Here is a 14,821-nt window from a genome sequence, read left to right on the forward strand (position 1 = left end):
ATCGCCCTATGCTTCGATCCCCTCGAACGCCTGAACGAGATCTTGGATGAGCTCATCCGTGCTCTCTAGACCGATGTACAGCCGAACGAGCGTCCTTGCCGAACCCGGCCGGTTCGTCGGAACCGGATGCACCGTAACGAGACTCTCGTAGCCGCCCCAACTGACCCCGATCCGGAAGTAGCGGAGCCTCTCCGCCCAGCGGCGCATCGTCTCGAGCGGAATGTCCGTCTCGAATGAGAACAAGCTGCCGCTACCCGACATTTGCTTCGTCGCCAGCTCGTGCTGCGGATGCGAAGGCAAGCCCGGGTGGTTCATCTTCGCCACCAGCGGGTGCTTCTCCAGCCAAGCGGCGACTTCAAGCCCTTGCCGGTGATACTTCTCCATCCGCAGCGGAAGCGTGCGGAGGCCGCGCATGATGAGATTCGCGTTCGCCGGCGTCATTATGCCTCCGAGCAACATGAATTCGCCTTTGATGAGCGGTTTCATCAGCTCGGACCGGCCGATGACGGTGCCGCCTATCGCATCGCTGTGCCCGCTGACATATTTGGTTAGCGAATGCACGACGAGGTCGACCCCCATCTCAAGCGGGCGCTGATAACAGGGGGTCGCCCACGTGTTGTCGATAATCGTCCTCGCGTTGGCGCGCTTTGCGATTCCGACGATGGCCGGGATATCGAGGATGCTGAAGAACAAGCTCGTCGGGCTTTCCAGGTAGATCAGTCTCGTATTCTCGCGCATCGCCGCTTCAACCGCGCCGAGATCTTTGCCGTCGACGAAGGTCGTCTCGATATCGAATTTGGTCAAGTAGTTTCCCATAAACTGAACCGCGGGACCGTAGGCCTCGTTGATGCAGACGATATGATCGCCCGCGCGTACCACCGAAAGAATGGCCGCCGAGATCGAAGCCATGCCGGAGGCAAAGCAGCGCGCCTGTTCTCCGCCTTCAAGCTTTGCAAGCCGATGTTCCAGTTCCGTTACTGTCGGATTCGTTCCCCGGCTGTAGACGCTTGTCCCGATCTCGTCCTGCAGCGCTTCAAGAAAGCGATCGTAAGAATCGAAGGTGAACAAGCTGTTCTGGTAGATCGGCTTCGTAACCGCTCCGTGATGCTGTTCGTCATGAGGATCGTGCGCCACAATCGTCTGCGCTCCGGTTAAGCGATTAAGTGTCATACTTCCAATCCTTCTCTCATTTCCGATTTGAGTTGCATATCGCGTGTTCGGCTCAGCCCTTCTCGGCGCCTTGCGTCAAGCCTTGGACGATGAGTTTCTGACACAGTGCGAACAGAATCAGCGTCGGAACGACCGACAGCACCGTCGCGGCGGACATCGAGCCCCAGTCGACGTCGAATTTCGTGATGAAGCTGTTCATCGCGACCGGAATCGTCTTCAGCTTCTCGCTGTCGATCACCATGACGGAGAAGAACAACTCGTTCCAGTTTTGGACAAAGGAGAAGATGAAGGTGGCCGAGAGCCCCGGAAGCATCACCGGCATGATAACCCGGACCAGCGCCCCGAGCCGGGAGCATCCGTCGATCTGCGCCGCTTCCTCAAGGCTGGACGGTACCCTTTGGAAGAAGCCCTTCAGCATAATGGTGCTGAAAGGAATCGCCATCACCGTGTAGACGAGGGCAAGACCCGACAGGCTGTTGACCAGATTCAGCTTGGACATCATCAGGTACAGCGGTGCGAAGCCGATAAACGCCGGGATGACTTGCGTCAGGAAGAAGAAGAACATTACCTGACTGCTGCCCCGGAATTTGAATCTTGCCAGCACGTAACTGCTCAGCGTCGAGATGGTGAGCACGACCAGCGCCGCCCCGAGCGAGACGACCAAACTGTTGATAATGTAAATATGAAACTTCGTAATTTTGAAAATATTCTCGTAGTTCTCGAACGTTAACGTCTTCGGCCAATAATGAATCGGTAGGCTGAAAATGTCTTTCTTCGGCTTCAGCGAAGTAATGAGCATCCAGTACAACGGGAAGATAACGACGATAAGGAAAGCCGCCATGACGAGAATCCGGACGATTCTCTCTCCGGCCGATCGTTTGTCGGTCATCAGAAATCACCTGCCTTCTCATGCTTGGAGGCGGAGAAGTAGAAGAACATGAACAGGACGAGAAGAACCATCATGATGATGCCTACCGCGGCCGCTTGGCCGTACTCGCCGCCGTACAGAATCTTGTCCATCATAAATGTAGCGAGAATGTGCGTGCTTCCCGCGGGTCCTCCGTTCGTCATCGAATAGATGAGATCGGGGAAATTCGTGATCCAGATGACCCGCAGCATGACGGTGGTTAAGATCGTCGGCATAATATACGGAACCGTAATCAGGAACAGCTTCTGTAGCCGGTTCGTGCCGTCGACTGCAGCCGCCTCGTAGATTTCTTCTGGAACGGACTGTAGCGCCGCCAACAGCATGATCGCGAAGAAGGCGATGCCATACCAGACGTTCGCGACGATGACGGCGAACATGCCCCATGAAGGCGAGGACAAGAAGGCGATCGGCATGTCGATGATGCCGATCTTGATGAGCAGGTCGTTAATGACGCCGATCTGGCCATTAAACAGCCAGCGCCAGATGAGACCGATCAGGAAGCCGGACATCGCCCAAGGGAAGAAGATCATGCCCTGGTAAACGCCTCTGCCGAAGAACTGCTTCCGTAGCAGAAGCGCAATGCCGAAGCCGATCACGAATTGCAACACCAACGAGACAACGACCCAATAGAAGCTGTTCTTCAAGGCGAGCAAGAAGTTGTCGCTCTTCAGCACCTCTTTGAAATTGTCGAAGCCGATAAAATGCACGTTCGTCAAATCGAACAACGTATAATTCTGGAAGGCCATGACGATGCCGCGAAGCATCGGATAATACGTGAATCCAAGAACCAGCACGATGGCCGGCGCCAGACAGCCCAAGATGAACCATAGGGCGGATGCCGACTTGCGGGACGACTTGCTCGTTGTGGCTTGCGTAGACACCGGCGCACACCTCCAATTGTATCGGGGGATAAAAGGGCGGATGAGCAGCGCAAAGCTCTGCTCATCCGCGTCAAGTTATGGCCGACTCGGGGTCGGGTTAAGTCGATTGGCACATTAGCGGTCTTGCGGTCATTGGCGATGGATTAGCCTTTGTCGTTTGCCTTTTCCTTCTTCCAGAACTCATCGAATTCCTTGGCGAAGTCGGCAGCGCCGGTGCGTCCCATGATGAAGGCTTGTCCCTTCTCGGTGCCGTTCTTCTTATAGAGAGCATAGCCTTGATAGTTAGTGAACGGCTTAACGCCGACGTACTTCTCCGGCTGTTTGCCCATCTCGATGTACGGAGCATAAGCACCGGTCTTGAAAAATTCGTCGCTGCCAGCCGTCGTATGAATCGGAATAACACCCGACGTCTTCGCGAACTTCAGGTTCTGCTCCGGCGAGGACAGGAAGGAGATCAACTTCCAAGCTTCTTCTTTATGCTCGGAGTAATTCGTCATGCCCCATCCGGCTGCGCCGAGCACGAAATGGGAGACGCCGCTCGGACCGGTCGGCAGCGGTGCCGTGCCCCATTGGCTTGCATCCAGGCTGGTGGCGACCGTATCGATCGTGTCGGGATCTTGGATCAGCATGGCCGTTGTACCGCTCGTGAAGCCTTGAACCTGCTCGGCGAATGCCCAGTTCGCGGAGTCCGGCGGAGAGACTTCCTTATAGATCTTCTTGAGCATTTCGAGCGCATCCACCGCGCCTGGCGTCGAGAAGATGCTCGAGCCGTCATTGTTAAAGACCGAATCCTTCGGATTGACGTTGCTGCCGTTATAGTCCTGCACGATCTGCGTGATGTATTGTTCGCCGCCGGCGCCGCCGCGGTAGGAGTAGCCATATTTATTCTTCGCAGGGTCGGTCAACTTCTTGCCGACTTCATAAAGCTCCTCCCACGTTTTCGGCACTTCCAGCCCCTTCTCGGCGAAGAGATCCTTCCGGTAGAACAGCTGGCGTTGATAGATGCCGTACGGGATGTAGTAAGCCTTATTGTCAACGTCCTTCGCCATCGTCAGCGCGCCCGGCGTCAGCGTTCCGTAGTCCGGCCACTGCGACGCGTAAGAGTCCAGGTTCTCCAGGTAGCCGTTATTGACGAACTGCTTGACCGTAATGTCGCGAACCTCGAGGATGTCGAGCGTCTGCTTCGCGCTGAGCATCGTGTTGATCTTGTTGTCAGCGCTTTCAAGCGGCGGAGTAATCAACTCAACCGTAATGTTCGGGTTCTGCGCTTCGAATTCCTTGATCGACTGCTGCAGGAACTCGGTACGCTTCGGGCTGGACAAGCTCTCGATCATCGTCAGCTTGACCTTCTGAACTCCTTTGGATGCGCTTTCTTTCGCGCCGTTACTGCTACTGTCGTTGCTGCCGCAAGCGGCGAGCATGGAGATGAGAACCGGGACCGCTACAAAACCTGCTGCTTTCTTCATGTTCAACATGAATGATGCCCCCTTAAAATAATGGTGTGTGCAGTATCTCTCTAGCCATCAGCCTATCTACCTATCTGATAGGATGATACTAGCATAGATATAAAAAATCTGTCAAGAAAGGTTGTGACCTTTGCCGACAGATTTTATATTGTGCATTGCACTCTATTAAATGGGGAGGAGGGTTGAAAGGAATCCCTTTACTTGATTTGCGCGGTCGCGTTCTGAATCCCTTGCTCGACCAAGTCCATAATGATATTGAATTCGGCGCGCGCCTTCGCGGGATCCTTGCTCTTAATCGCTTCCCCCAGCGTGAAGTGATATTCGTACGTGTCTTCGAAGATGTCGGCTTTGCCGAACGGGTACTGCCAGAAATGCTCCATCATCTCCCACATCGAGCCGATCACGCTCTCCAGAACCGGATTGCCGGAGGCCTTGTAGATCGCCTGGTGAAATCTCATGTCGATTTGCGACTTGTCGGCATTGATGGCTTTCAGCCGCTTCATCTCGCCTAGGCAATAATCCATCTCCGCGATATCCTCGGGGGTCGCCCGGAACGCCGCCAGCTCTACGCACTGGCCTTCGACCGCGCGTCGCACCTCGCTCACGTGCAACAACATCGTCTTGAAGTCCTCCACCTTGACCTTGGCGAAGAGCCGATAGGTTTCGACGTCGCGTACGTAGATGCCTTTGCCGTTGACGATCTCGATCATCTCCAGCGCTTCCAGATAGCGAAGCGCTTCCCGCATGGACGATCGGCCGACCTGCATCATCTCGCATAGCTCCTCGAGAGGCGGAAGTTTGTCTCCTTCCTTCAGGCCGGCATTCTCGATGTAAGACTGAAGCTCCTTAGCCGCAAGCTCATGCACGAGCACTCTCTTAACCGGTTTCATCCCAGACCTCGTCCTCTCCTACACAGCTATCAGATAGGTTAAATAATAGAGGATCAATCCTTGCACTGTCAATTGATTTCCAACTCCGTGTTTTTTGAAATTTGCGGGGGATTGCAATTTTTTGCGCGTTTCAGGTTCGCGTTCAGAGGTATGATCGATACATGTTAGCGCGAGGCATTTTGACATTTTGACAACAAGGAGGCAACAGCGATTGTTAGAAGTACTTGTCGGTATATTACTTGGGGTCGCGTCGATCTTACTAACGCGCAAAGTTAATAGATTAAGTTGGCTCTACTCGGCCGTTGTCATTTCACTTCCCCTCATCTACGTAACCTTCGCTCTCGTCGCTGCGGACTACGCCGCGGTTGCAATGGAGTTACTATGGGGAGCGCCTTTTATTATCGGAGGAGCGGCGTGCCTGTTATTCCGCGTGGAGATGCCAGCTAGAATCGTCGGGATTCTTTGGTTAGCTCATGCGGTGTTCGATGTCGTGCACGATAGATTATTCGTCAATCCCGGCGTTCCACAATGGTATCCGTTGTTTTGCGCTGCAGTTGACGTTGTGATCGGAGGGTATTTAATGCGGTTTGCATCACGCCTTCACCATTAAAAACCACAACCACACGAGGTTGTGGTTTTTTTTGAACAACGTTAGTTGCTGCCGGCTTTTGCGCGGAGTACGCAATTATTTGCGGGGAGGCGTTCATCGTTTGCGCGTTGCGAGTTCCCATGCCCTTGTATGATCGATACATCAGAATTCGAGGAGGAAATAAGAAAATGAAGAAGGTATTGCTGCGTATAGCTGTTTATTTATTGACTTTCGTCGTAATTGTGGGGGGAGTCGGGTTTTACGGCTTTACTAGCCATAAGAAAGATTTTTACTATAACGTCCGCCATGAACCGGTTCCTTCGCTGCAAGGCGATCTGCCTATCCCCAAATACGACCCTAATAAACCTACGGTGGCGGTCGTGTTAGCGGATTTGCCGACTGCAACCGAAGACTTTGACTTTCTTATTCCTTACGCGCTGCTTTCTATGACGGATGCTTATAATGTCTATGCCGTAGCGCCGGATAAAAACGCGAAGACTTTATCGGGCGGACTGGATGTCATCCCGCATTACTCTTATGACGAGCTGGATAACCTGTTGCAAAAAAGCCCTGATATTATCGCGGTCCCTTATATGCCTCTAGTTAGCGAACAGAAATATAAACCGACCCGCGAATGGATTCAGAAGCATTCCGGCAATAAGACCACTACGATCTTAAGCATTTGCGGCGGGTCGGTCAATCTTGCCGAAGCAGGCGTGTTAAAAGGGAAATCGGCCACCTCGCACTGGCAATGGTTACCGATCTTAACGGACCAATATAAGGATACGCAATGGAAAGATGACGTGCGATACGTTCAAGACGGAAATACCTTGACTTCAGCCGGCCAAAGCGCAGGCATCGATGCCGTGCTTCACTTGATTTCTCAGCAATTGGGCGAACCGATGGCAGCGAAAATAGCCAAGGAGATGAGTTATCCTTCGTACCAGTTCGTTCAAAATCCCAAGGTGGATCGTCCTTTTCACACGGATATCAAATTGGCGACCTATTGGCTAAATATTGGTTTCCATTGGAATAAGAAACAGACGGGCGTACTTCTATACGAAGGAATGGAAGAACTGGCTTTATCTTCGGTATTCGATTCCTACGGGGACACCGGAACGACGCAACTCTTGACCGTTTCGAGTTCGGATACGCCGATTACGACGAAACATCATCTTAATTTATTGGCAAGGCATCAAATTGCGAAGGCTCCAAAGTTGGACAAAATGATCGTCCCGGGCGGAGACGCCAAAACTCTTGCAGCAACAGAGCTAGAGCTTTGGAATGAAAAAGGAAAAGCGAAAGAGACCCTCCTTATTCACAGCGATGCACCGAACAGATACGTTTTCGAAGCGCCGTTGGAAGATCTAGCGAAACAGGAAGACCTTTTAACCGCCAAGCACGCGATTAAACGATTTGAATATCGTGCCGACGGCATTCATCTTGAGGGCAGACAATTGCCGCTTGGAACATATATTCATTTGCTGTTAACCGTTTTACTGGCTTTGCTCGTAGCTTTCGCAATCGATAGACGATTCATTATGAAGAAAAAAAGTTTACAAAGTCCAGCAAAATAGATAAAGAGTTGCAAATCCACAGCCGCCCTAGGTTGTGGATTTGCATTTTGCGCGGCGTACGCAATAATTTGCGGGGAAGCGTTCATCGTTTGCGCGTTCGCCCGTGACGTTCCGTCTTATGATGATCTCATAAGGAACAGGAATAGAATTTCCAACAACGGAGGACGGATAAAATGATTAAGCTTGAAAAAGTAACCAAAGAATTCGCTTCGGAGGCGGGGAAATTCACGGCGTTGAAACCAAACGACATTCACATCCGAAAAGGAGAGTTTATTGCCATCATGGGGCCAAGCGGATCGGGGAAAAGCACCTTGTTGCAATTGATCGGAGGTCTCGACCTTCCAAGCTCCGGCAGCATTACCGTAGACGGCGTAAAGCTGAACGATCTTAACGAAAAAGAAAGAACGCTGTTTCGCCGGACGAAAGTGGGTTTCGTGTTTCAAAACTATCAGTTGCTGCCCATGATGACCGTTGCGGAAAACGTCGCACTCTCGCTCGCGGCCAACAAGACGCCCAAAGCCGAAATGAATTCGAGAGTAATAAGCTTACTGCAGGACGTTAATCTGGAGGACAAACAAAGAAACTTCCCCTCCCAATTAAGCGGAGGACAGCAGCAGCGCGTGGCCATCGCAAGAGCGCTGGCGATGAAACCCCGGCTCATTCTTGCCGATGAGCCCACCGGGAATCTCGATCGGAAAAACGGCGAGGACGTTCTCCAGCTCTTATCCCGACTGAACAAAGAGGAGCAAATGACCATCGTCATGGTCACGCATGATCGGCAAGCCGCGAAGAAGGCGGATCGGATCATCCTGATTCGAGACGGAGAAGTGGTACAGGGCGGCGTGGAAGGCGAGGACCTTTTATGAGCCTTTGGCAGAACGCATGGCGTAATTTAATGCGCCGCAAGCTCCGTACGCTGTTAACCTTCGTTTCCATCGTCATCGGGGTAAGCGCCACGTTTGGAGTTATCGCTTCCGTGGATACGGCCAAGCGGGCGTTTCCCCTCTATTTGAAGGAAGCGTTTGGCAAAGCGGACTTTACCGTTTCCGGTACGGAAGCTTATTTCCCGGAAGAAGTGCATAAAGAGATTCTGAACCTGCCGAATGTGGATGCTGTCGCGGTTCTTAAACAAAGCGCCAGATTACGGTGGGAACAAAAAGGAATTTCTGCGATCGAGAAAAGAGTCGACCTAAGCGGGTACAGCAATCTGGATACCCCGCTTACCGCATTTAAGGTAACCGAAGGAAATCTAACGTCGGGCGGCGCCGTAATTACGGACAGAACGGCAGCCGTCTGGAAGGTCTCCGTAGGCGATACTCTTTCCATCGACACGGATAGCGGAACCAAAGAGATAAAAGTTTCCGCGATCGTCAAATATACTTCGGACCTGATGGGGCCATCCAGTTGGATGATGGCCAAATACCATCCCTGGTCGATAGCGGTACCCCTGAAGCTGGTCCAGGATTGGTTCGGTTTACCCGGCAAAATCGAAACCGTGCAAATCAAGTCCCAAACCAGCCCCGAGGCCGTGCAACAGCAAGCGGACGAACGGATCAAACGTTACGGAAATATTTATCTCCAGCCGGTCGTCATCGATTTCGATACCGAAGCCGGCGGAATAAACACTTTTTACCTCGCGCTCTATATTGCCGGATTTCTGGGAATCGCCTTAAGCGCTTTTGTAATCTTCAACTCCCTGTTCGTAAGCATTAAAGAGCGGAAGAACGAATTTGCCGCCCTTAAGACGATCGGATATACGACTATGCAGCTGCAGGCGTTAGTCTTGTCCGAGGTCATTCTGCTCGCTGTAGTCGGAACCGCTGCGGGATTAGCTGTAGGTTACGGGTTTGCTTACCTGCTTAAAGCCGTCATCTTCATGTTGTTCGGTCTGTTGAACGGGGGGAGCATGCTGCTGGGCAAAGGGTTTGCGGTATCGGCTCTTGCCGGCATTCTGGTGCCGATTGCCGCCGCCCTCTACCCGATCCGTCAAGCCGGAAAGGTTAGCGTTATTCAGGCTTTGAAAGAAGACGCGTCCGTATCTTCCTCTTTTAAGAAGTGGCAAGGCATCGCGGGCGTGGTCCTGATCGCGTCGGCTTTTTTCATCAAGCATCTGCTTCTGGTTGTTCCGATATTGATCGGCGTGGCCATGGTGTATCCCTATTTGTTTCAAATGTTCGTTGCGATGCTTAGGCCGATCTATGGATCGACGTTCGGTTTCAGCGGTAAAGTGGCGGCAAGCAATCTGGGCCGAAACTTAGGCCGTACCTCGATGACTTCCGTCATCCTGTGTCTGGGAATCGCCATGATCGTTTTGATGAGCTCTTTGAACTCCGCGCTGGTCCAGTCGTACGAGAAAGTCATTTACTCTTCCTATGGCGGTAACCTGGACGTCATGCTGCACCATATTGAGAAAACGGATTTGGAGGACCTAAAGCGCATAAAAGGCGTAAAGGATGCCCAGACGTATCGCGTGCATGACGCGATTTGGACGCTGGACGGGCAAAAACGCAAGCTCCCCGTGTACGGAGTAGGGGCAGAGTGGATAGACCGCTTTCCTCTATACGCGGTAACAGGCAAAAAGCGAAGCGAGTTAATCGAAGATTTGGGTCCTAACGAAATCTTGATGTCCAAGATCGCTTACGGAATTTGGGGCGGTAAAGTCGGAGACCAGATTGAACTGGGGACGCTGCATGGTACGCAATCCTTCAAAGTGGCTGCCATTGTTCAGTCCATGAAAAACGGCGGGTACGGCATTTATATGAAGGAAGACGCCTTTATCGCCAGCTTCGGGCCGAAATACGAGAAAAATGCCTTAGTTCTGAAAGAGGAAGGCACAAGCCCGCTGGAATTGAGGGAACGGATTTTCGATCAATTCGGCGTCCGAATTATGAAAATGTTCGGCCCGGAGGACTGGGTATCCATTGTCGGATCCGCCTATACAGGTTCTTTCGCCATTATCGATTTGCTGATCATTCTTTCGGTCATCATCTCGGGAATCGGAATTACGAACACGCTGCTTATGAATATTATGGAGCGCGTTCGCGAGCTCGGCATGATGCGCGCGGTCGGCGTGACTCGCGGCCAATTGATACGGATGGTGATGCTGGAAGGGTTCGGAATCGGATTGGCGGCAACCGTGGTCGGTTGCGTGTTCGGAATTCTATTAATTTATTTGACGTCAACGTTCCTGGAGGTTAACTCCTTAACCTATCAATTCGGGATACCGATCGGAATCATGCTGATTATTGTTTCGTTCGGAATACTGATCAGCTTAGTATCCAGCTTTACGCCGGCTTCCAGAGCCGCAAAAACACGATTGAGCGAGGCGCTTCGTTATGAATAAATCCATTATGCTCGTCATTTTGATGTCCGTATTTTTGTCCGCTTGCGGATCGAATTCATCCTGGGAAAAAGAGGAGGTGTCCGTCGTCAGCGATCGGATCATGGCCGACAACGTAGAGGCGGTATGGACGCTTGAGCAAGATCAAGCGTCCGCGGCAAGCACATTCATCCGGCTCAAGATCAACAAAGAAGATGGTAAACCGATCGAAGAGTTCGATGTTAATCATGAGAAGCTGCTGCACTTGATCGTAATCAGTAAAGATCTAGCTTATTTTCATCACATTCACCCGGAATACAAAGGCAATGGCGTTTTCGAAATCTCCAATGACTTTCCGTCCGGCGGCGAATACAAGCTGATTGCTGATTTTAAGCCGACCGGAGGGGACGCGATGACGAAGATGGAATGGGTTCGCGTCGAGGGGAGTCCTGCGGAGCCGGTTCCGGTTGTTCCGGATGCCGATTTGGACAAAGTTTTCGAAGGTAAACGGGTTAAGCTTACGATCGATAATCTCGAGGCAAAGAAGGATACGACTCTTACTTTCGCTTTCAAGGACGAGAAAACGGGCGAGCCGATTACGGATTTGGAACCGTATTTGGGGGCCATCGGGCATGTCGTGGTTTTATCGGAGGATGGAAACCGGTATATCCATGTTCATGCCGATGATGACCAGGGCTCCGGTCCCGAGGCCAGCTTCGAGACGGAATTTCCCAAGAGCGGGATCTACAAGATATGGGGACAATTCCAGAAAGACAATAAAGTATTTACGGTGTCCTACGTGGTGAATGTAAAGTGAAAATAGGAAGGGAAAAAGAAAATGAATTTGAATCCTTATGTTGCAGAGAAGTTGATGGAATATAGGCAAGCCGAAATGAATGCGGCATCGAGAATAGCTTGGACGTGGACCGATATAAATAAGAAAGATTTACATGTAGTCGGCAAGCGAAGCTTCAAGCAGATTTCCAAGTAAATGGCCGGCATCACTCTCCTCAAGCCCTGCATTTTTTGCGGGGCTCTTCATTTTTTTGCGTGATTGAAATCCAGGATTTTCGCTATAATCGAGTTAGAAGTCGGGATGATTGAAGAGGAGATAAGCCTATGATTGAAAATCGAACGGATATCCGGGCATACGACAGAGAAGAAATGTATCGGATCGTGGCGGAGAACACCATGGACACGATTGTTCTGGTCGACAGTGAAGCTATTGTTCGCTATGTCTCCCCTTCCATTCATGCCTTGACCGGATACAGCGTAGAAGAGTATGAGGGGATGGATGCTTTCGGTCTGATCGTGCCGGAAGATCGGGGTCGAATACGCGAGTGGCTGATGAAAGCCATTGAAACCAAAACTCCCGTCGACGTGGATTACCGGATTCTTCATACCGATGGAGGATTGGTTTATGTAGAGACGAGAGTAAAGCCTGTTCTGGATGCCGACAACCTCGTCAAATACGTTGTCGCGGTTGTCCGTGACGTAACCAGGCGCAAACAAACCGAACAGTTGCTGGAGAACATTCTTGAGAACGTGAATGCCCTCGTTTGGTCAACGGACAAGGATTTTTCGCGCCATCATTACTTCGCGGGGAATACGGAGAAGATCTGCAGCATTCCCAAGGAGGAAATCGTCGAGAGGCCGATTCGGATCCATGACTCTATCCATCCGGAGGATAACGACTCGCTTATGGGCGAAGTCAAGCAGATGCTAGACAAGGGAGTGCCGGTCCGGAAGGAATTTCGCTGGGTTCATATTCCCGAAGAAATCAAATGGGGGCAGTTGATCGTTCACCCCCATCAGGACGGATTGGGCAACGTGGAGAGACTGGACGGCATCATTCTGGACATCAACGAGAAAAAACGAGCGGAGTTGGCGCTCGAAGAGAGCGAGCAGCGGTATAAATCGCTGTTCGAGCACAATTTGGACGGGGTCTTCTCGATCGAGTTGAAGAACCTGCATTTTGTCAATGCAAATGAGGCGTTCGAACGGACCACCGGAATCGAGATGAGCAAGCTGACGGACCGGTGCTTCATCGGTCTGATCCATGATGAGGACCATCCGTCCGTTTTTAGGACGCTTTTGGAGGTCATGCAGCAAGGAGAACCGAGGGACATCGAATGCAGGCTTGCGAGGATGGATCGCGGCGAGCGGATCGTCAGTATCACCTTCGTTCCCATTTTTCTGTCCGACAAACTTAACGGCGTTCACGGCATACTCAAAGATATCACCAAGCGGAAGCAGGAGGAGCGGGACCTGGTCCGCAGCGAAGAGCGCTCCAAATTCCTGCAGATGAGCTTGAACCGGCTGTCGAGCGATCTGGGGAACGTCATGAAGGTGGCGGAACTGGAAAAGCGGCTAAGCGATGAAGTGCGAAGCGTGCTTCCGATGGCGATTGTCAGGATAGAAGAAGGCTTGGATGCGCAGACACTCGGTGACCGTCACGTTGCGGATCGCATTCGGATCCGCATCGGCGAGAAGCCGCAGCCTGTCTATCTGTGCATCGAGATTAGCGAGCCGCTTGCCAAGATCGAAGCGGAATGGCTGGATACCGCCGTTCATTACGTGAAAATTCTGTACGATAACCTTCATCGGACGGAAGATCTGATGAAACGGCTCGAATACTTGGTTGGAACCAACGAGACGCCGAAATGGATGCTGCGGCTTCTGTTCAGATTGTCGGAGAAGGAACGGGCCGCCCTCTCCAGCGACCTGCACGACTCGGTGCTGCAGGACCTTATCATCTGGTATAGGAAGCTGGAGTCGCTTCGCTCGGCCAACAAGTTCGGCAACAATGCGCAGGCGGAACTGGTTCAGATCGAGAATGGCCTGCTCGATGCCATTCATCAAATTCGAATTACGTGCAACGAGCTTCGTCCTCCTTTTCTGCTGAAAATGGGGTTGGTCGAATCGCTCAAAAGCTTGTTCGAATATGCCCGCATGTTCTCCAATTACGAGATCGAGTTTGTTGCCGGAGAGCTGGACGCGCCGTTGCATGAAGATCAAATTCTTGGGGTATACCGGATCGTGCAGGAGCTGCTGAACAATGCCTCCAAGCATTCGCGGGCAAACCGAGTGGCCATGTCGCTAGAGGACGGCGGAGATCACATTCGCTTCCGATATGCGGATGACGGTGTCGGGATCGACTTGGCGGGACTCGAAAGCTCTTATCAACATATGGGGATCGCGGGAATCGAGAAGCGGGTTTTGAGCTTGGAAGGGGAAGTGGACGTTCAATCCGCTCCGGGCCAGGGGTTTCATGTGACCGTAACATTTCCCAAACAAACGTCGGAAAGGTGAGAAAAATGAACATTTTATTGGTCGACGACCATCGCTCGGTCGTCGAGGGAACCAAAATGCTGATCGAATCGGAACCGGATATCCATGTCACGATCGAGACGGACGTCTACTGCGTACCGGATCTGGTTAGGCTCAAGAAATTCGACGTTATTCTTCTGGATTTGTACATGCCGAATATCAACGGCGCGGACCTCGCGCGCAAATTGCTCGATTACGTTCCGGATGCGATCATTCTCATCTATTCGGGGTTCGAGATTGCCCCGCATTTCAATCTGCTGATGGAGTCGGGCGTCTCCGGGTTTATCTCCAAAACCTCGGCCCGCGACGAGTTGATTCAGGCCATTCGCTGTGCGGCGAGGAAGCAGGCGATTATCCCGATGCAGCTGCTTCGGCAGCTAAGGCGCCAAGAAATCACGGTGCAGGGCGAATCGGATCATGAACCGACGACGATCAGTCAAGAGGAGGATCGACTCCTTCGCGAATTGGCGAAAGGAAAGAGCAACAAGGAAATTTCCCAAACCCTCATGGTCAGCCAACGCTCTCTGGAATATAATCTGACGGAATTGTTCCAGAAGCTGCATGTCAACTCTCGGGTGGACGTTATCAAGAAGGCGAAAAGCCTGGGGATTCTCCCCACCGAGGATTTATATTGATCAGACAGAGGCCGGTGCGAACCGGCCTCTTTTTTA

General features: G+C 51.9%; 12 protein-coding genes. 7 read left to right on the forward strand and 5 right to left on the reverse strand.

All coding sequences use genetic code 11. The features are described from left to right. Positions 1 to 6: 6 nt before the first annotated feature. The 5 genes from D7Z26_RS18625 to D7Z26_RS18645 all read right to left on the reverse strand — a co-directional run bounded on the left by D7Z26_RS18625 (position 7) and on the right by D7Z26_RS18645 (position 5,335). The gene (locus tag D7Z26_RS18625; protein WP_120978532.1) at positions 7 to 1,170 is read right to left on the reverse strand and encodes a trans-sulfuration enzyme family protein; all 1,164 of its coding nucleotides are present in this window, start codon (positions 1,168 to 1,170) and stop codon (positions 7 to 9) included. A gap of 52 nt (positions 1,171 to 1,222) precedes the next feature. Next, positions 1,223 to 2,059, reverse strand: a complete 837-nt coding sequence (locus D7Z26_RS18630; RefSeq protein WP_120978533.1) for a carbohydrate ABC transporter permease — start codon at positions 2,057 to 2,059, stop codon at positions 1,223 to 1,225. Beyond that, the gene (locus D7Z26_RS18635; RefSeq protein ID WP_233567040.1) at positions 2,059 to 2,979 is read right to left on the reverse strand and encodes a carbohydrate ABC transporter permease; all 921 of its coding nucleotides are present in this window, start codon (positions 2,977 to 2,979) and stop codon (positions 2,059 to 2,061) included. Before D7Z26_RS18635 ends, D7Z26_RS18630 begins: the two co-directional genes overlap by 1 nt. Before the next feature lie 143 nt (positions 2,980 to 3,122). Then, complete coding sequence (locus D7Z26_RS18640) at positions 3,123 to 4,454, reverse strand: ABC transporter substrate-binding protein (protein WP_120978534.1); 1,332 nt, start codon at positions 4,452 to 4,454, stop codon at positions 3,123 to 3,125. Positions 4,455 to 4,642: 188 nt separating this feature from the next. After that, on the reverse strand, positions 4,643 to 5,335 hold the full coding sequence (locus D7Z26_RS18645; protein ID WP_120978535.1) for a FadR/GntR family transcriptional regulator: 693 nt from the start codon (positions 5,333 to 5,335) through the stop codon (positions 4,643 to 4,645). A 211-nt stretch (positions 5,336 to 5,546) separates the two neighbouring features. Here D7Z26_RS18645 and D7Z26_RS18650 point away from each other — a divergent pair, with 211 nt between their 5' ends. The 7 genes from D7Z26_RS18650 (at position 5,547) to D7Z26_RS18680 (ending at position 14,785) form a co-directional block, all read left to right on the forward strand. After that, complete coding sequence (locus D7Z26_RS18650; RefSeq protein ID WP_120978536.1) at positions 5,547 to 5,945, forward strand: hypothetical protein; 399 nt, start codon at positions 5,547 to 5,549, stop codon at positions 5,943 to 5,945. A gap of 167 nt (positions 5,946 to 6,112) precedes the next feature. After that, the gene (locus D7Z26_RS18655) at positions 6,113 to 7,501 is read left to right on the forward strand and encodes a DJ-1/PfpI family protein (protein ID WP_120978537.1); all 1,389 of its coding nucleotides are present in this window, start codon (positions 6,113 to 6,115) and stop codon (positions 7,499 to 7,501) included. A gap of 173 nt (positions 7,502 to 7,674) precedes the next feature. After that, on the forward strand, positions 7,675 to 8,367 hold the full coding sequence (locus D7Z26_RS18660; protein ID WP_120978538.1) for an ABC transporter ATP-binding protein: 693 nt from the start codon (positions 7,675 to 7,677) through the stop codon (positions 8,365 to 8,367). After that, positions 8,364 to 10,844 carry an FtsX-like permease family protein gene (locus D7Z26_RS18665; protein ID WP_120978539.1) on the forward strand — a complete coding sequence of 827 codons (2,481 nt, stop codon included), beginning with the start codon at positions 8,364 to 8,366 and terminating at the stop codon, positions 10,842 to 10,844. The genes D7Z26_RS18660 and D7Z26_RS18665 overlap by 4 nt, the downstream gene beginning before the upstream one ends. Then, entirely contained in the window at positions 10,837 to 11,637 is an 801-nt protein-coding gene (locus D7Z26_RS18670; protein ID WP_120978540.1) for a hypothetical protein, read from the forward strand. The genes D7Z26_RS18665 and D7Z26_RS18670 overlap by 8 nt, the downstream gene beginning before the upstream one ends. Positions 11,638 to 11,939: 302 nt before the next feature. Then, complete coding sequence (locus D7Z26_RS18675; protein ID WP_120978541.1) at positions 11,940 to 14,132, forward strand: sensor histidine kinase; 2,193 nt, start codon at positions 11,940 to 11,942, stop codon at positions 14,130 to 14,132. Positions 14,133 to 14,137: 5 nt separating this feature from the next. Then, complete coding sequence (locus tag D7Z26_RS18680; RefSeq protein WP_120978542.1) at positions 14,138 to 14,785, forward strand: response regulator; 648 nt, start codon at positions 14,138 to 14,140, stop codon at positions 14,783 to 14,785. Positions 14,786 to 14,821: the final 36 nt, after the last annotated feature.

It is taken from the genome of Cohnella endophytica, from assembly GCF_003628305.1.
GTDB classification, from domain to species: domain Bacteria; phylum Bacillota; class Bacilli; order Paenibacillales; family Paenibacillaceae; genus Cohnella; species Cohnella endophytica.